The following is a 21,338-nucleotide window of genomic DNA, read 5'->3' on the forward strand; positions in this document are numbered from 1 at the left end:
ATTTTTTCATTCTGCATTAAATTTCAGCAATTATTTTGATTATTTGGGTTTGGTTCACATGCGCAGCATAGCTTAAAACCCGTTAAATATCTGCTCTTATTTGAGATCACAGAATGGAACGAGTTTCATGCAGTCTAACCTCCAACCAGTGCGGAAGAGGTTTTGCTGTATAGTATATTCATAAACTTAAACTTTAAAAGTTAAGCCATTTTATATGCGCTCAACAGCTAATTAAACATACAAAAGATCTTAGAACCAGTCAGCCTGCATCTTCAGGCAGGTGTCATCAAAGTTCATCAGTAACTTGGCCTGATGTTCAATTTCAGGTAATTCCCATCGAATAAAATATTGAGCCGCCTGCATTTTTCCGGCCAAAAAATCCTGATCTTCTTGCTGAGGGGAAGAGGCGAATTTGTGTTGAGCTTGATGAGCCATCTCTAGCCAGAGCCAGGCAATGATGGTTTTGCCCATCATGTCCAGATATAAACCTGAATTCGCCAAGGACTCACTGACCTGACCCTGCATTAAGGCCTGACCCAGTTTCTGTGTAGTGGCCTGTATCGTATTTAAATGCTGTTTAAATTGTTCTGCCAATTCGACCAATGTTGTATGCTGAATATCCGACAGGGTTTTCTGCATTCGCTGCATCAGCAAGCTCAGGCCCTTACCATTGTGCTGCCAGAGTTTGCGTCCGAGCAAATCCAGCGATTGAATCCCATACGTGCCTTCATGAATCGGATTCAGGCGATTATCCCGATAACATTGTTCCACCGGATATTCGCGGGTATAGCCAGCGCCCCCCAAAACCTGGATTGCCAGATCATTGGCTTTAACCCCATAAGCAGACGGGAATGATTTGACCACAGGCGTAATTAAATCTAGCAAGATAGCACTGTCTTCATTTTCTGCAGCCTGATGCTCATCAATTAATCGGGCTGCAAAAAGGCAAAGGGCCAGAGAGCCTTCTACATAAGACTTCTGTGCCAGCAGCATACGTTTTACATCTGTGTGCTCAATAATATTGACGGGTTTGATATCAGTGCCTTTTTTATGTACCGGACGGCCTTGTGGACGGTTCTTGGCATAATCCAGCGACTCCAGATAGCCGCGATAACCAATCATGGCAGCGCCAAGGCCTACGCCGACACGTGCTTCATTCATCATCTTGAACATGTATTTTAAGCCCTGTCCTGGCTCACCGATTAAATAGCCTAAGCAATTGTCACTTTCACCAAAACTCAAAATGGTTGACGTGGTTCCACGATAACCCATCTTGTGCAGAAGACCCGCCAGTTGTACATCATTAGATTCACCGAGTGAACCATCACTATTAGTTTGGAATTTCGGCACAATAAACAGGGAAATGCCTTTCACTCCTTGCGGAGCATCCTGAATACGGGCCAAAACAAGATGTACTATATTTTCAGTAATATCCTGATCGCCGCCAGAAATAAACATTTTTTGACCTTTAATGCGATAGCTGCCATCTGCTTGAGGAGTAGCTCTCGTGGTCAGATCTCCTAGAGAAGAACCGACATTCGGTTCAGTCATTGCCATGGTGCCTGCAAAGCGGCCACTCAACATAGGTGGTAAAAACAGCTGTTTTTGTTCTGCCGAGGCAAAGGCCTGAATCAGATTGGCTGCGGCAGCAGTCAGAAAAGAATAGGCCACAGTTGAAGGGTTCGCTGACATAAAATAGGCATTACACGCCATATTCACCAGAACCGGCAATTGCATACCGCCATCTACATAATCATGTTGGGCACAGAGCAGTCCGGCATTGGCAAACTGTTGCCAGGCTACTTTGACTTCAGCAATGGTTTCTACCTTTGTACCGTCAAAGCTGGGCTCATGCTGATCAGCCTTGGCATTGTGCGGCGCAAAATAATCAGTTGCGATGCCTTTAGCTGTATCCAGGATACTATCAAAGGTGTTTTTATCATGATCCTGATAGCGCTCCAGTTCGGTTAGCGCGACCAGTTTAAATACATCATAAAGCAGGAAATTAAGATCTTTATCATTGATTAGTTGAGTCATGGTTCGGTCCTGAAAAAACATCCTTGAGATAGCTTTTCAGACTAGCAGTTGCTTTTATTTAAGAGGATTGTCAATAATGACATGAAGTGGGTGAAAAACGACAAAAAGCAAAGATGCAACAGATAGTAATTTTAGGTTTTGATGGCGCTTTGGCTTCAGCAATTACTGGAGTGGCCGATTTATTCGCCATGGCTGGTGTGAGCTGGAACCGGATTCAGCAGCAGCATGTGCAACGTCGGTTTACAGTTAAGGTTGCCAGTCCTGATGGGCAAGCTGTCCGCTGCATTAATGGTCTGGAATTGCAGGCCCATTGTGCCTATCACGAAATTAAGAACGCGGATATTCTGGTTGTGCCCACAATTGCTGCTCCGATTCTGGAAGTATTGGAGCAGAATCGGAGCCTGATCGAGTTTCTTAAAACCGCTCATACGCAGGCAATTCTCATTGCTGGAAATTGTACCGGGAATTTCTTTCTTGCAGAGGCTGGAATTTTAGACGATCGTGTCGCCACCACACATTGGGGCTTTCAGGATATGTTTCGCTTACGCTATCCGCAGGTCAAACTGAATGCTGATTTGATGATTAGCCGCGATCAACATATTTATTGTGCGGGTGGAGGTTTGGCCTGGTTTGATCTGGGACTGCATTTGATCGAGCGTTTCCATGGCTTTGAAGTTGCCATGCAATCCGCCAAGTCTTTTGTCATTGATTATCGGCGTGATAGTCAGTTGTCTTATTCTTTATTGAAAATTGGCAAGCCGCATCAGGACGAACTGGTACAAAAGGTACAGGATTGGCTGCAGCAGAACTTTGATCGGAATTTTGTTCTGCATGAGCTGGCGGGCCAGTTTAATGTGACCACTAGAACTCTGATCCGACGCTTTAAGCAGGCGTTAGATATACCGCCAAACCAATATTTGCAAGCCATCCGTATTGAAGCAGCACGCAAACGGCTAGAAGAAACTGATCAGGCCGTCGATCTTATTATGCAGTATGTGGGCTATCAAGATCCCAGCTCATTCCGACGTTTGTTTCATAGAAAAACAGGACTAACTCCTTTAGAATATCGGCGCCGGTTTAGCCAGCGCTTTTAAAATGTTATTCACTTGAAGTTTGGAGTTTGGCAGCTGTTCTGCCATGCAACAGATAATACCAGATTAGGCCGCTGATACTGACTAAGGCCAAGACGAGATATAACTGACGATAGCCGATCTGATCCAGCAACATTCCCAAAAAATAAGGTCCAAAACCTAGACCGGCATCCAGAGCAATAAAGAAGGTCGAAGTCGCCAGACCCATACGCTGCAAAGTGGTACTTTTTACAGCAATCGTCTGACAGACCGACAGGATATTGCCGAAACCAAAACCAAGCAGCGCTGCGCTTGTTAGTAACATGGCTGAGTTTTGGGCCTGACTGAGCAAAAAAATACCCAATGCCATAAGGATAATCGCAGGATAAATAATGATATTTTCACCTTTACGATCCATTAGTGGGCCAGTAAAAGGGCGCGATAGCAAAATGGCAATGGCATACATCAGAAAGAAGAAAGAGGCTGTTTCGACCAGATCAATGTCTTGGGCATAGAAATGGATAAAAGACAAAACGCCTGAATAACACGTCGTTAACAACAGGACAATGACTGCAATTGGTAGGGCTTTCGGCTCAATATATTGCGCCAGTTTACTAGAAGCCTGTGAAGTCGCTTGAATGGATGTCCTTGATTTAATAGGCGGCGGCTGGATAAATACGCTACAGATAAGGCTGCTTAGAGCGATGACACTGCTCACTAAAAAAATCATCTGATAATCAAAATGTGACATCAACCAGATGCCCATAAAGGGACCAATTGCGGTGCCGACCGTATTGCTCATACTGAAGTAGCCAATTCCTTCACCGCGCCGTGTTACCGGAATAGTCTGGGCAATCACCGTACCCAGCACAGTTGATGCCACCCCCATCATAAAGCCATGGATCAGGCGAATCCCTAACAGAAGTTCCAGCTGAACCGGAATCATATAAAGTCCGGAAAAGATCAAAAAACCTGTTAAACCTGACAGAAGGGTAAGTTTGAGACCCAGACGGTTCAGTAATTTTCCAATAATAATACGGCCCAATAAGGTCCCGACAATAAACAGGCCGGAAACCAGACCGGCTTGCGCTGTACTGGCGCCCAATTCGGCCACAGAGTAGCCGACAATCACAATCACCAACAAATAGAAAACCAGTACCAGTTGAAAATTCACCAAACTGATCAGGATGAAATTGGAAGTCCAAAGAGGAGCTTTATCTTGGCTCATTGGCATCTCCTTGAGACGAAGTAGGCTGCAATTGCTGCATCAATTCCAATAAAACATGTCGGCTGGCAGCGATTTCTTTATCTGGAATTTGAGCCAGAAGCTGATCTTCAAAAGCATCAATCTGTGTGGAACAGACTGCAAAAGTCTCAAGACCTTTGGGGGTTAAAGTAAAAAGCTTCTGACGTCGGTCTGGGGTTTCAAGCTGAGAAATAAGGTCTAATTCGACCAGATACTGAATCCGTTTGGTAATACAGGGCTTAGATACATTCAGATAGCTGGAAATGTCGGCCAGCGTACATTGCTGCTGTGACTGAATCACATAGAGCACCTGCCACAAAGAATAATTAAGTTGTGATGACAGCAATATGATATTGATTTCATCACTCATGAGCCGTGCACAGCGTAAAAGCAGAGCACGAAACCGGAGCATAGTAGGCTGCATATAGTTAACCTGGCTAACTAATTTTTGTTCAATGTACGCTTATTTTTTTATAGATACAAGATTGGGGAAATAAAAAGCTGCCGAGCGATTTTTACTGAGCTGAACAGATTTAGCTAAATGTTAAGCTGTGTAAAGAATGATCGACAAATTGCTACATATTTAAGCAGGGCTTAGGTCTAAGCTAAATAGAATTAAAAGTTTAGTGTCTTAAAAATTAAGGGATATCGACTTAAGGTTTGTTGAGATTTCATAAATGGATTGCGCTGTAAGCTCACATCGAGCAGATGAGGTATGAAACAAAGGGAAGAGCAAAAATATTGCCCGGTTTCATAACAAAATCTGAGCTGGTTTGAGCTACTGCCTTTCAGGACGAGTATATTTTTTGCTGCTATCTCGTTATGAGTCATTTATTTAAAGTGACTAAATTGCCTGTCTTATATCAGCTAAAAATCTTGCGAAATATATTCTTTACGTCGCAGACATAAATGAATTGTCAACCAACCCTAATAACTTATTCATAGGTGAAACTTATGAGCTTGGGTCTAACTGCATTAGAATTAGCGCGGATACAGTTTGCCTTTACTGTGTCCTTTCACATCATTTTTCCTGCCATTTCTATTGGGTTAGCCAGTTTCTTAGCAATATTGGAATGGCGCTGGCTAAGAACCCGAAACCCGATTTATCAGGACCTGTTTAAATTCTGGGTCAAAATTTTCGCGGTGGCCTTTGGCATGGGCGTCGTTTCCGGCGTGGTCATGAGCTATCAGTTTGGTACCAACTGGAGTGAGTTTTCCCGGATCGCGGGCAGTGTAACCGGCCCTTTACTGGCTTATGAAGTGCTCACAGCCTTCTTTTTGGAAGCCGGTTTTCTGGGCATCATGTTGTTTGGCTGGGGGCGAGTGGGGCCGCGTGCTCACTTTTTCTCGACCCTGATGGTGGCCGTCGGTACCTGTATCTCGATGTTCTGGATTTTATCTTCAAACAGCTGGATGCAGACTCCACAAGGCTTTGCGATTGAAAATGGCATTATTGTGCCACAGGACTGGCTCGCTATCGTATTTAATCCATCCTTTCCTTATCGGCTGGCCCATATGGCCATTGCTGCCTTTTTAGTCTCGGCCTTGCTGGTCGCGGGTACGGCAGCTTGGCATCTGATTAAAGGGCGGCGTGATGCTCTGGTAAAAACGTCATTTTCCATGGCAATGTGGCTGATTCTGGTGCTTTCGCCTTTACAGGTGTTCATTGGAGATCTACACGGTCTGAATACCCTCAAACATCAGCCAGCCAAACTGGCTGCCATGGAAGGGCATTGGGAAACCAATCATGATGGAGGAATGCCACTTTACCTGTTCGGTATACCGGACATGCAAGCCGAAAAAACCAAATATGCGATCGGGATTCCAAATGTGGGCAGTCTGATTTTGACGCATTCGATGGATGGAAAAGTAACTGGCCTGAAAGATTTTGCGCCTGAAGACCGGCCGAATTCATTGATTGTATTCTGGAGCTTCCGGATTATGGTGGGGCTGGGCATATTGATGCTTTTACTGGCTGTATGGGGTGCCTGGGCACGTCAACGAGGACGCTTCTATGAGTCTCGTAGCCTGCACCGATTTGCGCTGATTATGGGACCGTCCGGTTTTATCGCCTTGCTTGCAGGCTGGTTTACCACTGAAGTCGGCCGTCAGCCATGGGTGGTCTATGGCGTGATGCGTACCCGTGATGCGCTATCTCCGGTGTCGGCAGAACAGGTCGGTTTGACCTTGATTATCTTTGTGCTGGTGTATTGTGTAGTTTTTGGGATAGGGATTTATTACATACTCCGTCTCATGCATAAAGGCCCGGAATTTATTCATTCCGCACCGGAAGATAAAACAGATAGTGCCGTCATTCAGGCTTCCCGTCGACCTCTCAGCAGTATTCGTGAACGCATTGAAGATGTGGCTGAAGACCCAAATCAGGGGGATAAAAAATGATTGATTTATCACTAGTTTGGATTGTCATCATTGCTATTGGCGTATTTATTTATGTCATTATGGATGGCTTCGATTTGGGTATTGGTATCTTATTTCCCTTCTTTTCACATCAGGATGAGCGCGATGTGATGATGAATACCGTGGCACCTGTATGGGATGGAAATGAGACCTGGATGGTACTCGGTGGAGCAGGGCTGTTTGCAGCCTTTCCACTGGCCTATGCAACGGTATTATCTGCTTTATATATGCCGATTATTCTTATGGTTATTGCCCTGATTTTTCGTGGGGTCGCGTTTGAATTCCGCTTTAAGGCCCAACACAGCAAACACTGGTGGGATAAGGCCTTTATTTGGGGCTCTACCTTGACCAGCTTCCTGCAAGGCGTAATCCTGGGAGCCTATATTCAGGGAATAGAAACACGTAATGGCGTATATGTAGGTGGAGGATTAGATTGGTTGACGCCATTTAGTTTATTCACCGGCGTGGGTGTGGTCGTCATGTATGCAGCACTAGGGTGTGGATGGCTGATCTTTAAAACTGGTGACAGCTTGCAGGATCGTATGTACCAGTTAATGCCAAAGCTGATTATTGCCTTGCTAATCATTCTGGGCGCAGTCAGTATTTATACGCCGTTGACCCATCCGGCAATTGCCGAGCGCTGGTTCAGTCAACCGCAGCTAACCTATTTTATGCCAGTACCGGTTCTGGTCTTGCTCTTTACCTGGTTGGCTTTACGCGCCTGTAAAAAACGCAGTGAATTAGGGCCATTTTCCTATATGCTAATTCTGGTATTTCTGGCTTATAGCGGATTTTTAATCAGTTTATGGCCTTATATTATTCCGCCATCTGTGACCATCTGGCAGGCTGCAGCTCCTGAAAATAGCCAGTTATTTACTCTGATTGGTGCCTTACTGTTAATTCCAATCATTATTATTTATACCGGTATGTCGTATTGGGTGTTCCGTCACAAAGTCCGTGTGGGTGATGATGGGTATCATTGAGGAGCAATCATGAAAGGCAAACAGCTATTATGGTTTGCCGGCTTGTGGCTGGCAGGATTTCTCACTCTGGCACTAATTGCAGGCGCTTTTCGCTTTCTGGTGCATTTGGCTTATTAAATTTCACTAGCAAAGTGATCATGATGTATAGATCGCTTTGCTAGGTTGAGAATAGATAAATCAGGATTTTTGCTGCTTTCGGTACACACTTGGGCGAATTGGGCGGCTACTTTTCCATAATCCTTTTTTCTGTTTTTTGGCTTTGTTTTGTAGCTGAAGCATATAAGTCAAATGATGCTTATCATGGATATATTCTTCGTAGACCCAAGCCGCACCACGCTTGATAATTTCTTCATTAATATTCTTGCGGTAACGGTAAACTATCCCAACACAACGGCCATAGCGGTCAATATCGGTAATTTTGACCCGTACGATCTTATTTTGCACCATACTTTTAACCAGACGTTGGGATTCTTTACCATAGGCCTGCTTGGATTCGGGAGCATCAACATGGGCAAAGCGCAATTTGGTTTCAGAGCGTCTGACATTGAAGCGGTAGCAGGTTAGGGTATCGCCATCACTAACGCTTCGGACTCTGCACCAATATTTTTTATTTTTTTTAAACGGGCGAAAGAGATCCTTTAAATAAACCACAAATTTATAAATCAGATAATAAGAAAAGCATAATAAAACCAGGCCCAGCATAATTTGCCAGGTGAGAGAAAGATGTAACAAGAGCAAGATCCAAATCAGCAGAAATTAGTGCAAGAACAGCACTAAAAGTTTAGACATTTTAGATTAAAGCCTGCATGAGAGTAGCTTAAAAGCTAAGCAGTCAGTATTTAGATGTGTACTGATAGAAATAGCCTAAGCTTAAATGTAGAGCCAAAAATTGTTTTATAAAAAATATGATTTTCTAAATAGCCTAAGCATCTTAATATTATCATATAAAAATAGCCTAGGTAAAAATTTTAAAAATTTCACTTCTTAAAAATTGATGTCTTTTATTTTCTTCCAGATCCTTATGCCAATACATCCCCATATTGATATGCGGCAGTTTCACAGGCACATTAAAAATATGGAGTGTATGTTCGATCTGTAAATGACTCACAATATTCTGTGGCAGAGTCAGCATGGCAGTAGGATACTGCTGCAAAACTTGCAGAGCAGTTGAATAATGCTGACAGCGCAGGAGAATCTGCCGCGATAGTTGCTTACGACTTAAATATAAATCCTCAATCAACACACCAGTACGTCGTGAAGAAACGCCAATATGAGGCGAGGCCAGATAAATATGTTCAGACATCTCGGTTTGCTGCGTACACACCACAAATTGGTCCTGAATCAAACGTTCAAACTTGATTTTTTCACCCAAGACCTGTTCCAAGTCAATCACAAAATCAACTTGCTGAGCAGCCAGATCAGCAATGATATTTTTTCGGTCGAGCTTGATGCTACTGAACTGGATTTCTGGGTTAAATTGCTGAAAATGTGCAACCAGTTTAGGAAAAACCATCGGTTCAATTTCATCATGTACCGCAATTTTTAAACTTTGCACTGCTTTAGGTTCAAACACCTGATGCGGTATTGAAATATTCTGTATCGTGATGAGTGCACGCTTAATTTCAGGATAAATCTGTTCAGACAAGGGCGTAGGTTGCATTTTGGCACCAGTACGGACAAACAGGTCATCCTGTAGTTGCCGTCTTAAACGCTGCAAGGCATGACTGGCTGCTGATTGGGTAATTGAGAGAATATGAGCTGCCTTTGAAATACTCTTTTGCTCAAATACCGCAATAAAAAGCGGATATAAATTAATGTCTATACCATGAAAAGCACGTAAATCCATGGTGGCTTTGTGATGAATATAATTCATAATGTTGTATTGAATAAAATCATTTTATTCATAATAGTTTTTGGGTTAAGGTCTTGTAAAGCAAAATAATCATATTCAGAGGAAGCAGCATGTTTGAATTATCAGCACGTGCACAAGACTATATTGAGCGTACCAAACAATTTATTAAAAATGAAATCGAGCCGATTGAAGCTGATTTCTGGCAAAAACTGCATGAACTCAATCAGGGTGGTGACTGGACCACCTGGCAATGGCCTGCTGAACTAGAAACCTTAAAAGCCAAAGCCAAAACTGCCGGCCTATGGAATATGTTTTTGCCTTGCCCGGAGCTGGGCCAGGGTCTATCTGTTCAAGAATATGCACATATTGCTGAGCTTTCCGGACGTAGTCTGATTGCGCCAACGGTATTTAACTGTAATGCACCAGATAGCGGCAATATGGAAGTCTTATGGCGTTATGGTTCAGAAGCCCAAAAACAGCAATGGCTAATGCCTTTATTAGAAGGAAAAATCCGTTCCGTATTCTGTATGACTGAACCTGCAGTAGCTTCGAGTGATGCGACCAATATGCAGGCTACGGCGGTGGTGGAGGGTGAGGAAATTGTATTGAATGGCCGCAAATGGTGGTCTTCAGGTCTGGGCGATCCTAATGCTAAAGTTATTATCTTTATGGCGCATACCCCAGATGCAAGCAAAGACCGTCATCATCAGCATTCAATGGTCTTGGTTCCAATAAATACGGCGGGTGTTAAAATTGAACGAATGCTGCCAGTATTCGGTGATTATGATGCACCACATGGTCATGGCGAAATCAGTTTTGACAATGTGCGTGTACCGGTTTCAAACTTTATTGGTGGAGCAGGTCAAGGCTTTGAAATTGCGCAAGGTCGCTTGGGGCCGGGACGTATTCACCATTGCATGCGTTGTATTGGAGCCGCAGAAAAATCTCTGGAGCTGATGATTGATCGTGGTATGACGCGTACTGCGTTTGGCAAGGAAATCTTAAAACTGGGCGGTAATCTGGAGCGCGTTGCAGAAGCACGTGTGGCCATAGATCAGGCACGACTTTTGACCTTGTATGCTGCCTATAAAATGGATACTTTAGGAAATATGGCTGCACTGACTGAAATCTCGGCAATTAAAGTGGTTGCACCAAGTGTGCTGGAAAAAGTGGTGGATATGGCAATCCAGATCCACGGCGGTGCCGGAGTGTCTCGTGATACGCCATTGACAGGATTTTTTGCCCAGGCACGTTCTTTACGTTTGGCCGATGGCCCAGATGAGGTGCATAAAGGCATGATTGCCAAACTGGAACTGGCAAAACGTGGATATAGTACGCGTCGTCAAAAAGATTAAATTAGAGAAATAGTTGTTGAGACTTCTTACAATTTGCCTAAAAAAGTTGCTATGAATAGAAAATCAATTAGGTATAAATAAGTAAGTTAAGAAGTCTTTTAAAATTGAAGATTTAGGGAAATAAAAATGTCAGTTATTGATGTGGCTGGAAATGTCCGTACAGGCGAAGAGCTAGACGTAATTGCTATAGAACATTGGCTAAAAGCACAAGGTGTCGATTTACAAGGCCAGGTGGAAGTCACTCAATATTCTGGTGGCGCTTCAAACTGGACATATCGTCTGAAATATAGCAATGCCGATTTAATTCTGCGCCGTCCGCCTAAAGGCACCAAAGCCAAGTCTGCACATGATATGGCACGTGAATATCATGTGCAAAAAGCATTGGCCGAATATTATCCGGTTGTACCTGAAATGCTGGCACTTTGTCAGGATGAATCCATCATTGGTTGTGATTTCTATGTTATGAATCGCATTGAAGGGATTATTCCACGTGCCAATTTACCCAAAGAGTTGGACTTTGATGAACTTCAGGTTCGGGAATTATGTATCAATGTAATCGACAAGTTGATCGAGTTACATCAAGTGCCTTATGAAGGTACAGAACTGGAAAAATTAGGTAAGGGGGCAGGCTATTGCCGTCGTCAGGTCGAAGGTTGGGATGGTCGCTATGAAAAGGCCAAAACCATCAATGTGCCTTCGTTTAAATATGTACGAAACTGGCTTAAAGACAATATTCCGGCGGATTCAAAAACCTGTGTGATTCATAATGACTGGCGTTTTGACAATGTCATTTTAGATCCGAACAATCCGACTCAGGTAATTGGCGTACTGGATTGGGAAATGGCAACGCTGGGTGATCCGTTAATGGATTTGGGTTCAGCTTTGGCTTATTGGGTAGAAGATACAGACAACACACTTTTTAAGGCGACCCGCCGTCAGCCGACTAATCTAAAAGGCATGCTGAGCCGTAAAGAAGTCGTGGAATATTATCTGGAAAAAACAGGTTTACAGGCCGATAACTGGACATTTTATGAAGTGTTCGGCATTTTCCGTCTAGCTGTCATCGCCCAGCAGATTTATTACCGTTATTACCATAAACAAACCACTAATCCTGTATTCAAGGACTTCTGGGTAATCATTCATGCGTTGCATATTCGTGCTTTAAAACTGATTGGTTTACAGAAAATTGAAGCCAATGAATTGGCGCAAAAATATATCGCCAAATTTAAGGATTTGATGCCGTCATGACCACCATTTATCTGATTCGCCACGGTCAAGCCTCTTTTGGGGCAAAAAGTTATGATCAGCTTTCCCCAAATGGTGAATTACAAGCGAAATTATTGGGACAATATTTTGACCATATTTTAAAAGAAGCGCCTTATGTGATAGCTGGCTCCATGCAACGCCATCAGCAAACGGCGCAGCTATGTCTGGATCAGTGCTTTCCGGAAAGTAAAATCATAACGGATTCTGTCTGGAACGAGTTTAACCATCAGCAGGTTTTTGCCCAATACGAGCCGCGTTTCAATGAACCGGAACTACTTAAAGAGGATGTCGAAAAACATGCCAATCCACGGGCATATTTGAGTAAAATCTTTGAAGGTGCGATTGAACGCTGGACCGGTGGTGACTATCACCATGAATATGAAGAAGCATGGCCGGATTTTAAGCAGCGAGTAGAAAGTGGATTACAGAATTTATGTGATCAACTGGCTGCCTCTCAACCGCGTTATGCAGTGGTGTTTACGTCAGGTGGGGTCATTTCTGTTGCAGCAGGGAAAATTCTCGGTCTGAGTCCGACTAAAACCTTTGCCCTAAATTGGGCGATTGCCAATACCAGCATGACTACGCTGCGTTTGGTGGGCAATGAACCTCAGCTTTTAAGCTTAAATGAGCATCACTATATCAAGGCAAAGCGTCCAGATTTGCTGACTTGGATTTAATCCATTAAAAATAAGGTAAAGGGTATACACATGACAAAAACAATTTTAATTACGGGTGCAAGTTCAGGGATTGGTGCCGGGATGGCACGTGAATTCGCACAAAAAGGCTATAATCTGGCAATCTGTGCGCGCCGTCTGGAGCGTCTGGAGGCATTAAAGCAGGAGCTTGAAAGCCAGTATGGCATCAAAGTGATTGCAAAAACTCTGGATGTCACCAATTACGATCAGGTTTTTGAAGTCTTCCGTGCTTTTAAAGAAGAATTTGGCACCCTTGACCGGATTATTGTCAATGCTGGGGTTGGTGAAGGCCGCCGGATTGGTAAAGGTAATTTTGCAATCAACAGGGCCACTGTTGAAACCAACTTCATATCCGCCTTGGCACAATGTGAAGCAGCGGTGGAGATTTTCCGTGCCCAAAATTCAGGTCATCTGGTGATGATTTCTTCCATGAGTGCAATGCGTGGTATGCCAAAACATTTGACGGCGTATGGAGCAAGCAAGGCTGGTGTTGCTCATCTGGCAGAAGGCATCCGTGCAGAGTTGATTAATACACCGATTAAAGTGACCACCATTTTCCCGGGTTATATTCGCACCGAGCTAAATGAAGGTGCAAAAAAACTGCCTTTTGAAGTCGATGAAAAAACCGGTTCACATTTACTGGTCAAAGCTATTGAAAAAGCACCAGTTAAGGCTTATGTACCTCAATGGCCTTGGTTGCCATTAGGTTTGGCGATGAAACTATTACCATTAAAGCTGGTCAATAAACTGGGTTGATTGCAAAGCAATATTTAAAAAGAGGCGAGAAGAGCCTCTTTTTTTTATTTGAGATATTTTTGAGTTCTGGCCAAGCGTTCGACGGGATAAAAGCAGCAGCATTGATTCCATAATCATATTTTTATGAGTAGATGATTCAGTCCACCAGAAGCGATAAAATATATTAATATTCCAATAAAATCTGTGCCAAGAAAATAAATCATATGCTATTAAAAACCATTACTGTTGTGTTAATTCCGGCACTGGTGTTTCAGGGCTGGCGTGTCAAAAAAAATACGCTCAAACTTTCCGAACCTTTAGGAGAACGTGAAGGAATTACCGGAAAAGGAAAAAAGCTGTCCTTATTAATTCTGGGTGATTCTGCGGCAGCAGGTGTGGGGGTGGAGCATCAGGATGATGCCTTATTGGGGGCGATTTTAAAGCAATTAAAAAATGATTTTGAAATTGAATGGAAACTCCAGGCCAAAACTGGTGATACGACTTCTAAAGTCCTGCATGCCTTAGATGAGCTTGAAAAGCGTCATTATGATGTTGTTGTGACTTCAGTGGGAGTAAATGACGTCACTCAACTGATGTCGGCCAAAACCTGGATTGAAAAACAACACCAACTCTATGGAAAAATTCAGCAAAACTTTAGCCCCAAGCTGGTGATTGCAGCAGGTGTACCACCGATGCACCTATTTCCAGCCTTGCCTCATCCTTTGGCGTGGTTATTTGGACAATATGCTCAAAAGATGAATCAGCAACTGGCCAGGTTTGTAGGGGAGCAAAATAATATGCAATGGATTGAATATGATCTTGAAAAATATCAGCAATTAAATTTACAGATGGCGCAGGATGGCTTTCATCCGAGCAAGGAAGTTTATACACTTTGGGGACAAGAAGTAACTCACAGGATTCGCCAGGCATTTTAAACTAACCGAAATGCCTGAATTTGGAATAGTTTATGTCGGATATTGAAACCCATCCATTCCTACCATTTTTACCGCCAAATGCCGAATTATTGATGTTAGGCAGTTTTCCACCACCTCCTACACGCTGGAAAATGGACTTTTATTATCCAAATTTTAATAATGATATGTGGCGAATTTTCGGATTAATCTTTTTTGACAATAAAGACTATTTTCTGGATTTACCGAATAAAAAATTTCAGGAGGCTTTAATCCGGGAGTTTTTAACCGAAACAGGGATTGCGATTTTTGACAGTGGCTATCAGATTAGACGTCTGAAAGGCAATGCTTCAGATAAGTTTCTGGAAATTATCGTACCGGCTAATTTACAGGAATTGTTGAAGAAAATACCTAAATGTAATCATATTATGACCACTGGTGATAAAGCGACTGACACCTTGATGCTCTCCATGCCGGAAGGAACCTTGAAACCCAGTATTGGCCAACCCACCCAGGCTCACTTTTTAGGTCGTGATTTTTATTTATACCGAATGCCATCTTCGTCCCGTGCTTATCCTTTGTCTGTAGAGAAAAAAGCTGAAAGCTACCGGATGATGTTTGAACATGTTGGCTTAATTTAAATTTACGATTTTAAAATAATTGGTCATTCGTGTTCTTTCATGGTCGCAGAAGCTTAGGGAGAAGCTCTTATCACAAGCTCCTCATCCTGTCTTGTGGAGCATGTTCCTCCTACCGCCGGGAGAAAAACTTTAAATACTCATGAACACGCACTAAGCATCATATTCCACATACTCCCACAAATTAAGTCGTGCTTTTATTTCCTTGCGTATATGCGGCAGCATCGGTAACAGGCTGCCATCAAGCCATAGGCTTAAGGCTTGTGCAGAAAGTAATTGCTGCTGTTCATCAATCAGCTGGGCGCCTTTTACCACCACTAGAGTTTCTTCTGAAGCTTCAGTTTCTACCCCCTTAAAGAGTATCTGCAACTCATAACCGGTATCCTGAATCAGCCATTCCAGCTCTATCTGAATATTTTCACTAGATTTTAGGACGACTTGACCTTCTATTAGGTCCGAATTAGATAAACAGTCATGTTCGACTCGAATTTTGCTCAGGAACCATTCCTGCTGCAATAGATCTTGAAGGGTTTTTACGGGTGTAAGAATATCACTGAGCTTGAACTGGCGGCTTAAATCAAAAAATTGCATGGGAGAAAATGGCAAAAATTCGCAAAATACTAAAAACCAAGATTTTAAAGCACCGCCTCGCTACTGTACAATATTTTGGTGCAGTTTCTTTCTTTTGCTTGATTTATATTCAGCTGTTTAAAGTCAGTTTTATTTCTCAATGCCTCTTTTCGTCAACTGTGCTGATAATGTCATTACATCATCCATTCAATAGGAAGATAAGACACTGCTTTCATGGCAAAACGCTGGAATTTAGTAGATTCCGGATCGTATGAATATTCTGTACTTGAACCATCTTTATGGTGATCGAGCCAAATGACTTCACCTTGTGAATTGAGTTTGAGCTCATAGGCGATTTGCGGTAAATATGTATTTAAAGCCGTAGAAATCTGATTTTGTAAAAGATCAGATTCGACCACCAATCCCACTTCGGTGTTTAAATTGGCTGAGCGTGGATCAAAATTAAAAGAACCAATAAATACCATGCCGTCAATATCAAAGAATTTGGCATGCAAACTGGATGCATTTTTACCCTTAGCGGGAATTACATTACCGGTCACTATCTCGTACCAGGTTCTTTTGGTGCGTTCTATATAGGGTTTAAATTCATACAGTTTTACGCCATTTTTCAGTAAATTTTGGCGATATTGCTGATAGAAAGCATGAACCAAAGGCACATCATTGGCTAAAAATGAATTGGTCAATACCCGAACATTGACCCCATTTTGGACCAAAGTCGCCAAATAATCTGTGCCTTTACGGGTAGGCACAAAATAAGCCGAAACCAGTTCCAGGTGCTGTTTGGGTTCTCCCATAATATTGATCATCTGCCTGTAAATCAGTTGATCTGGGGAAGCTTGACCACGAATTTTATCGGGGGCATCGGCCACAAAATATGCTTTTGCCCAGTTCATTTTACGGGCTTTTAAATGCTCATTGATCTGTTGTGCGGCAAGTTCAATGCGGCTCTTTAATTGGTCTTTTTGTAAGGCCGTCAATTCATAATACTTGCGTAATCTAACCAGTTGTTCAGGGTGGCCTTCACCTAATAGTTGCGGAACCGGATAGCTTAAATCGTCATGCCAAAACTGGTGGAAAACTGTATTGGCATGCTTGACCGCAGTACCATAAAACAAAATATCCATATCGGTAAATTGGAAGTTGTCACTGGCTTCGAAATACTCGCGGCTGATGTTGCGACCACCAGTAACGGCAATAGCGCCATCTGCAATGATCAGTTTGTTGTGCATACGATGATTGATATTTTTGAATCGAAATGCGTAGTCAATCACCCGTAATTTTCTAAATTTATAGGGATTAAAAATTTTAATTTCAAAGTTGGGATGCTGGGCTAATTGTTTGAGGTTGGAGTCCAGCTGAGTTCCATTTTGGTCATCAATCAATAAACGGACCTTGACACCACGATCTGCTGCCTTGAGCAGTTCAGCCAGCATGAGCTGTCCAATCGAATCATCTTCCCAAATATAATATTGTAAATCGAGATTGTACTGTGCTTTGTTAATCAGATGCAGTCGTGATGCGATGCTAATAAAGGCATCATCCAAAGCCAAATAGGCACTTAAACCTTGGGCGAGTTGTTCATCCACCTTTGCACCATTTAACCAATGCTCAGCATGAGCCTGAATAGGCAATTGCTTTTGTGATTCATTCATAGGCAAACTGCATCCTGTCAAAGTAATGACTACAGATGAAAGTAAAGCAGCTTGAGTGCGTGGTTTAATCTGCATATTTATTATGAAGTCATTAAGTTATCAATATATTAACATCATGTTAATGGTTGAATCCGATAATAAAAAGAGGTTACTGTAGCTCAACTGTTAAAGAACTAAATGAAGGATGAGTTATCTATGAAATCACGTGCAGCGGTCGCATTTGGTCCAGGTCAACCTTTGGAAATTGTTGAAATTGATGTTGCTCCACCGCAAAAAGGTGAAGTATTGGTTAAAATCACGCATACGGGAGTATGCCATACTGATGCATTTACTTTGTCCGGCGATGATCCTGAAGGAGTTTTTCCTGCTGTTTTAGGTCATGAAGGTGCAGGGGTTGTGGTAGAAGTCGGTGAAGGCGTAACCAGCGTGAAACCGGGGGACCATGTTATTCCGCTTTATACCGCAGAATGTGGTGAATGTTTATTCTGTCAGTCAGGTAAAACTAATTTGTGTGTAGCTGTCCGTGCAACTCAGGGCAAAGGCCTGATGCCTGATGGCACAACTCGTTTTTCTTATCAGGGCCAGCCGATTTATCACTATATGGGCTGCTCGACTTTTAGTGAATATACCGTCGTTGCTGAAGTCTCTTTAGCAAAAATCAACCCTGAAGCTAATCATGAACAGGTCTGTTTGCTGGGCTGTGGTGTAACGACAGGCTTGGGAGCAGTAAAAAATACCGCCAAAGTTCAAGAGGGAGATACCGTTGCGGTATTTGGTTTAGGCGGAATTGGTTTGGCCGTAGTTCAAGGTGCCAAGAAAGCCAAAGCCAGCCGTATTATTGCCATTGATACCAATCCTGAAAAATTCAAATTGGCTGAACAATTTGGTGCAACAGAATTCTTAAACCCAAAAGATTATGATCGTCCCATTCAAGAGGTGATTGTTGAAAAAACTGGCTGGGGAGTCGACCATTCTTTTGAATGTATTGGCAATACCAATGTGATGCGTTCGGCATTAGAGTGTGCGCATCGTGGCTGGGGACAATCGATTATTATTGGTGTGGCTGGGGCAGGTCAGGAAATTTCGACCCGTCCATTCCAGCTAGTTACAGGTCGTAGCTGGAAAGGAACCGCTTTTGGTGGGGTGAAAGGCCGTTCACAATTACCAGGTATGGTGGAAGAAGCCATGCAGGGGGATATTCAGCTTGAGCCTTTTGTAACTCATACTATGCCACTTGAGCAGATCAATGAAGCATTTGACTTGATGCACGAAGGCAAGTCAATTCGCAGTGTCATTCATTTTGACTAAGTCATTTGACTCAAAAGACCGGCTTTGACCGGTCTTTTTTTATATTTTTGCTTCCAGATACATTTGCCTATTAAAGCAGCACATAGATTAACTGAAAAAACACAAGCCTTCTAAGGTGATTACATGACATATGTTTATATTAGGAACTGTTGACACTTCTTTTCTATGTTTGCAGCATCGCATATTTTTTTAGCTGCTATAAGACATGAGACATGAAATTTAGCCCTTTTGAATGACTCATCACGAGATAGCAGCAACAAATATGCTGGTCCTAAAAGGCTGCAGCTAAAACCCTTTCAGTTTGCGCTGCACCACAATCCATTTATGAAATGTCAATAGTTTCTGATAAGAGCGTATTTATACGTGATTAAAACCATTTTAAAAAATAAGGATAAGCACTATGTCGAATGATAATTTTGATCGTGATGCAATAAAGAACTCTCCAAAGGAAGTCCGGGATGATTTAAATGCCGATCCAATTACCGGTGAACCCGGTGCTCATCCGGTTGGGACAGGTGTTGGTGCTGCCGGTGGTGCAGCAGCAGGTGCAGCTGTTGGTGCTGCCGGTGGGCCTGTCGGAGCAGTCGTCGGTGGCGTAGTGGGGGCAGTCGTCGGAGGTCTTGCAGGTAAAGAAGTCGGTGAAGCGATAAATCCGACTGAAGAAGCCGCTTATTGGCGTGAAAATTCAGTACATACCCCTTATTATTCAGAAGCACGTAGCACTTATAGTGATCTGGATTATGACCGTGACTATGACATAGCTTATCGTGTGGGTTATGAAAATCGCGGGGCTTATGATGCCAATACCCGTTTTGAAGATGCCGAGTCTGATCTGAAGCTCAAATGGGAACAAATGAAAGGTGAATCACGTCTGACCTGGGAACAGGCAAAATATGCAGTACGTGATGCATGGAACCGCGTGACACGCTAATTCTGCTTGTTTAGCAACGAAATGCTGCAAAATTGACAAGACCTGCTTGGATTCAGTGCTTGTCAATTTTGCACTGAGTTGACCAATAATCGGATTAATAAGTAAAAATCATCTAACTCATAAAGATTTTTTTTGTATTTTAGGCTTGTCAAACCGGTTCAGAGCGCGTATTTTAAGTTAAGAACCACATTTTATGAACAGACATAAACATGTTAAAGCAACCTATCATTTCAAACGTTTATTTTTATTTTTGGCAGTTTAGATAATTGCCTGAATGCGTTTGGGCGATGAAAAGGTTGCCCACCAGTTGATACCTGATCGGCAACCCTGATCAGGTTTTTTTATGCATGTAATTTAACAATTTTTTCGGAGACAGCCATGACCAACTTTAACTATTCATACTTTAGCAACTTTTATTGGTCTTATTTTAGCCAGTTAGTAACTCTTTCGATTTCTTCGATCAGACCCATAACGCTCAAATAAAAGTTCGGACTGAGTAGCAGTCCCAGGATGAAAAGTCATGAATACCGCAAATACATTAGTAAAAAATCAAACAGAAACAATTCTAAGCTTACCCCAGCAGCTTAAGCAGCACTTGCCACTGTCTCCTCAGTTGACTGCTCAGGTGGTTGAACATCGCCAAGTTATTCAAAATATTCTAGCCGGTAAGGATCAGCGTTTGCTGGTGATTACCGGACCCTGTTCCATTCATGACGAAGCTTCTGCACTGGATTATGCAAAAAAATTAAAACAGCTCCAGACTCAAGTTGCCGACCAGATTTTTCTGGTCATGCGGGCCTATATTGAAAAACCACGTACCACCGTTGGCTGGAAGGGCTTTCTCTACGATCCCAATCTGGATGGCTCTTCTGATATGCAGCTTGGCTTGGAAAGATCACGTGCACTTTACTTAAATATCCTTGAGCTGGGTTTGCCGATTGCCTCAGAGGTCTTAAGTCCTATGGCAACGGTATATTTCGATGATCTTTTGGCTTGGGGTGCGATTGGGGCTCGTACCAGTGAATCCCAGATTCATCGTGAAATTTCCAGCCATATGCCTTATAGCATTGGTTTCAAAAATGGTACCGATGGTTCTATTCAGATTGCACTGGATGCCATCCAGTCCGCGTCCAAGCCACATCAGTTCTTAGGCATGAGCCAGTCGGGGCTGCCTTGCATGATTCACTCAGCGGGTAATCCTCAGGCTCATCTTATTCTGCGTGGTTCAAATAATGGACCAAATTACCAGTTGGCCGACATTGAAAAGATCAAGGCCCAGCATGCAGCAGAGTTGCCCGCTTTGGTAATTGATTGCAGTCATGGAAACAGCTCGAAAAATCCATTATTACAGCCGCAAGTGCTGCATACGATTGTGACAGAACGTCTGAAAACCAATGTGCGCGGAGTGATGCTGGAAAGCCATTTAATAGATGGTAACCAGAAAATTTCTACGGAGATGCAATATGGTCAGTCGGTGACTGATGGCTGTCTGGGCTGGGAGAAAACCGAGCAGCTTTTACTGGAAGTGGCTCATACTCTGGCATCGACTTGTTTAAAACGTAGCGCTTAAATTCAGAGAACAGGACTTTCCCGAGGAAAGTCCTTTTTCGTTTAGCACTTGATCGGCTTTATAAAAACAAGATAAATATG

At 42.9% G+C, this 21,338-nt stretch carries 20 protein-coding genes; 13 read left to right on the plus strand and 7 right to left on the minus strand.

Annotated features, from left to right (window positions below; all coding sequences use genetic code 11):
- Positions 1-249 precede the first annotated feature (249 nt).
- Entirely contained in the window at positions 250-2,037 is a 1,788-nt protein-coding gene (locus tag E2K74_RS11335; RefSeq protein ID WP_151207655.1) for an acyl-CoA dehydrogenase, read from the minus strand.
- A 113-nt stretch (positions 2,038-2,150) separates the two neighbouring features.
- Here E2K74_RS11335 and E2K74_RS11340 point away from each other — a divergent pair, with 113 nt between their 5' ends.
- Positions 2,151-3,131, plus strand: coding sequence for a GlxA family transcriptional regulator (locus E2K74_RS11340; protein ID WP_151207657.1), 981 nt, complete (start codon positions 2,151-2,153; stop codon positions 3,129-3,131).
- A 4-nt stretch (positions 3,132-3,135) separates the two neighbouring features.
- Here E2K74_RS11340 and E2K74_RS11345 read toward each other — a convergent pair whose 3' ends face one another.
- Both E2K74_RS11345 and E2K74_RS11350 read right to left on the minus strand, forming a co-directional pair.
- Positions 3,136-4,335 (minus strand): MFS transporter, encoded by a 1,200-nt coding sequence (locus E2K74_RS11345; RefSeq protein WP_151207659.1) that lies wholly within the window; start codon positions 4,333-4,335, stop codon positions 3,136-3,138.
- Positions 4,322-4,765 carry a MarR family winged helix-turn-helix transcriptional regulator gene (locus E2K74_RS11350; RefSeq protein WP_227548032.1) on the minus strand — a complete coding sequence of 148 codons (444 nt, stop codon included), beginning with the start codon at positions 4,763-4,765 and terminating at the stop codon, positions 4,322-4,324. The genes E2K74_RS11345 and E2K74_RS11350 overlap by 14 nt, the downstream gene beginning before the upstream one ends.
- 542 nt (positions 4,766-5,307) lie before the next feature.
- On the opposite strand from E2K74_RS11350, the gene E2K74_RS11355 reads away from it, so the two are divergent.
- Genes E2K74_RS11355 through E2K74_RS11365 form a run of 3 tightly spaced genes read left to right on the plus strand, consistent with a single transcriptional unit; the run spans position 5,308 to position 7,871 of the window.
- Positions 5,308-6,753, plus strand: coding sequence for a cytochrome ubiquinol oxidase subunit I (locus E2K74_RS11355; RefSeq protein WP_151207663.1), 1,446 nt, complete (start codon positions 5,308-5,310; stop codon positions 6,751-6,753).
- The gene (gene cydB, locus E2K74_RS11360) at positions 6,750-7,754 is read left to right on the plus strand and encodes a cytochrome d ubiquinol oxidase subunit II (RefSeq protein WP_151205199.1); all 1,005 of its coding nucleotides are present in this window, start codon (positions 6,750-6,752) and stop codon (positions 7,752-7,754) included. The genes E2K74_RS11355 and cydB overlap by 4 nt, the downstream gene beginning before the upstream one ends.
- A 9-nt stretch (positions 7,755-7,763) precedes the next feature.
- Positions 7,764-7,871 (plus strand): DUF2474 domain-containing protein, encoded by a 108-nt coding sequence (locus E2K74_RS11365; protein ID WP_151207665.1) that lies wholly within the window; start codon positions 7,764-7,766, stop codon positions 7,869-7,871.
- A gap of 60 nt (positions 7,872-7,931) precedes the next feature.
- Here the strand turns inward: E2K74_RS11365 and E2K74_RS15070 are convergent, their stop codons facing one another.
- Together E2K74_RS15070 and E2K74_RS11375 are read right to left on the minus strand one after the other, a co-directional pair.
- A complete protein-coding gene (locus E2K74_RS15070) occupies positions 7,932-8,456 on the minus strand; it encodes a thermonuclease family protein (protein ID WP_162850571.1) in 525 nt (174 codons plus the stop codon).
- Between the two features lie 253 nt (positions 8,457-8,709).
- A complete protein-coding gene (locus E2K74_RS11375) occupies positions 8,710-9,627 on the minus strand; it encodes a LysR family transcriptional regulator (protein ID WP_151207669.1) in 918 nt (305 codons plus the stop codon).
- 89 nt (positions 9,628-9,716) lie between these two features.
- On the opposite strand from E2K74_RS11375, the gene E2K74_RS11380 reads away from it, so the two are divergent.
- The 6 genes from E2K74_RS11380 to E2K74_RS11405 all read left to right on the plus strand — a co-directional run bounded on the left by E2K74_RS11380 (position 9,717) and on the right by E2K74_RS11405 (position 15,209).
- Complete coding sequence (locus E2K74_RS11380; RefSeq protein WP_151207671.1) at positions 9,717-10,961, plus strand: acyl-CoA dehydrogenase family protein; 1,245 nt, start codon at positions 9,717-9,719, stop codon at positions 10,959-10,961.
- A gap of 126 nt (positions 10,962-11,087) precedes the next feature.
- Entirely contained in the window at positions 11,088-12,209 is a 1,122-nt protein-coding gene (locus E2K74_RS11385) for a phosphotransferase family protein (protein WP_151207673.1), read from the plus strand.
- Complete coding sequence (locus E2K74_RS11390) at positions 12,206-12,904, plus strand: histidine phosphatase family protein (RefSeq protein ID WP_151207675.1); 699 nt, start codon at positions 12,206-12,208, stop codon at positions 12,902-12,904. The genes E2K74_RS11385 and E2K74_RS11390 overlap by 4 nt, the downstream gene beginning before the upstream one ends.
- A 30-nt stretch (positions 12,905-12,934) precedes the next feature.
- Complete coding sequence (locus E2K74_RS11395; RefSeq protein WP_151207677.1) at positions 12,935-13,678, plus strand: SDR family oxidoreductase; 744 nt, start codon at positions 12,935-12,937, stop codon at positions 13,676-13,678.
- Between the two features lie 203 nt (positions 13,679-13,881).
- Positions 13,882-14,592, plus strand: coding sequence for an SGNH/GDSL hydrolase family protein (locus E2K74_RS11400; RefSeq protein ID WP_151207679.1), 711 nt, complete (start codon positions 13,882-13,884; stop codon positions 14,590-14,592).
- A 32-nt stretch (positions 14,593-14,624) separates the two neighbouring features.
- Positions 14,625-15,209, plus strand: a complete 585-nt coding sequence (locus E2K74_RS11405; protein ID WP_151207681.1) for a uracil-DNA glycosylase family protein — start codon at positions 14,625-14,627, stop codon at positions 15,207-15,209.
- 150 nt (positions 15,210-15,359) lie between these two features.
- On the opposite strand, the gene E2K74_RS11410 is transcribed toward E2K74_RS11405, so the two are convergent.
- Both E2K74_RS11410 and E2K74_RS11415 read right to left on the minus strand, forming a co-directional pair.
- A complete protein-coding gene (locus E2K74_RS11410) occupies positions 15,360-15,797 on the minus strand; it encodes a hypothetical protein (RefSeq protein WP_151207683.1) in 438 nt (145 codons plus the stop codon).
- A gap of 173 nt (positions 15,798-15,970) precedes the next feature.
- Positions 15,971-17,524, minus strand: a complete 1,554-nt coding sequence (locus E2K74_RS11415) for a phospholipase D family protein (RefSeq protein WP_151207685.1) — start codon at positions 17,522-17,524, stop codon at positions 15,971-15,973.
- Between the two features lie 120 nt (positions 17,525-17,644).
- On the opposite strand from E2K74_RS11415, the gene E2K74_RS11420 reads away from it, so the two are divergent.
- From E2K74_RS11420 to E2K74_RS11430, 3 genes are all read left to right on the plus strand, one after another.
- Complete coding sequence (locus tag E2K74_RS11420) at positions 17,645-18,757, plus strand: S-(hydroxymethyl)glutathione dehydrogenase/class III alcohol dehydrogenase (protein WP_151207687.1); 1,113 nt, start codon at positions 17,645-17,647, stop codon at positions 18,755-18,757.
- A gap of 400 nt (positions 18,758-19,157) precedes the next feature.
- Positions 19,158-19,688 carry a hypothetical protein gene (locus E2K74_RS11425; RefSeq protein ID WP_151207689.1) on the plus strand — a complete coding sequence of 177 codons (531 nt, stop codon included), beginning with the start codon at positions 19,158-19,160 and terminating at the stop codon, positions 19,686-19,688.
- 520 nt (positions 19,689-20,208) lie between these two features.
- Complete coding sequence (locus tag E2K74_RS11430; RefSeq protein WP_151207691.1) at positions 20,209-21,258, plus strand: 3-deoxy-7-phosphoheptulonate synthase; 1,050 nt, start codon at positions 20,209-20,211, stop codon at positions 21,256-21,258.
- Positions 21,259-21,338: the final 80 nt, after the last annotated feature.

Source organism: Acinetobacter sp. RF15B (assembly GCF_007558235.1).
Classification (GTDB): Bacteria; Pseudomonadota; Gammaproteobacteria; order Pseudomonadales; family Moraxellaceae; genus Acinetobacter; species Acinetobacter lwoffii_C.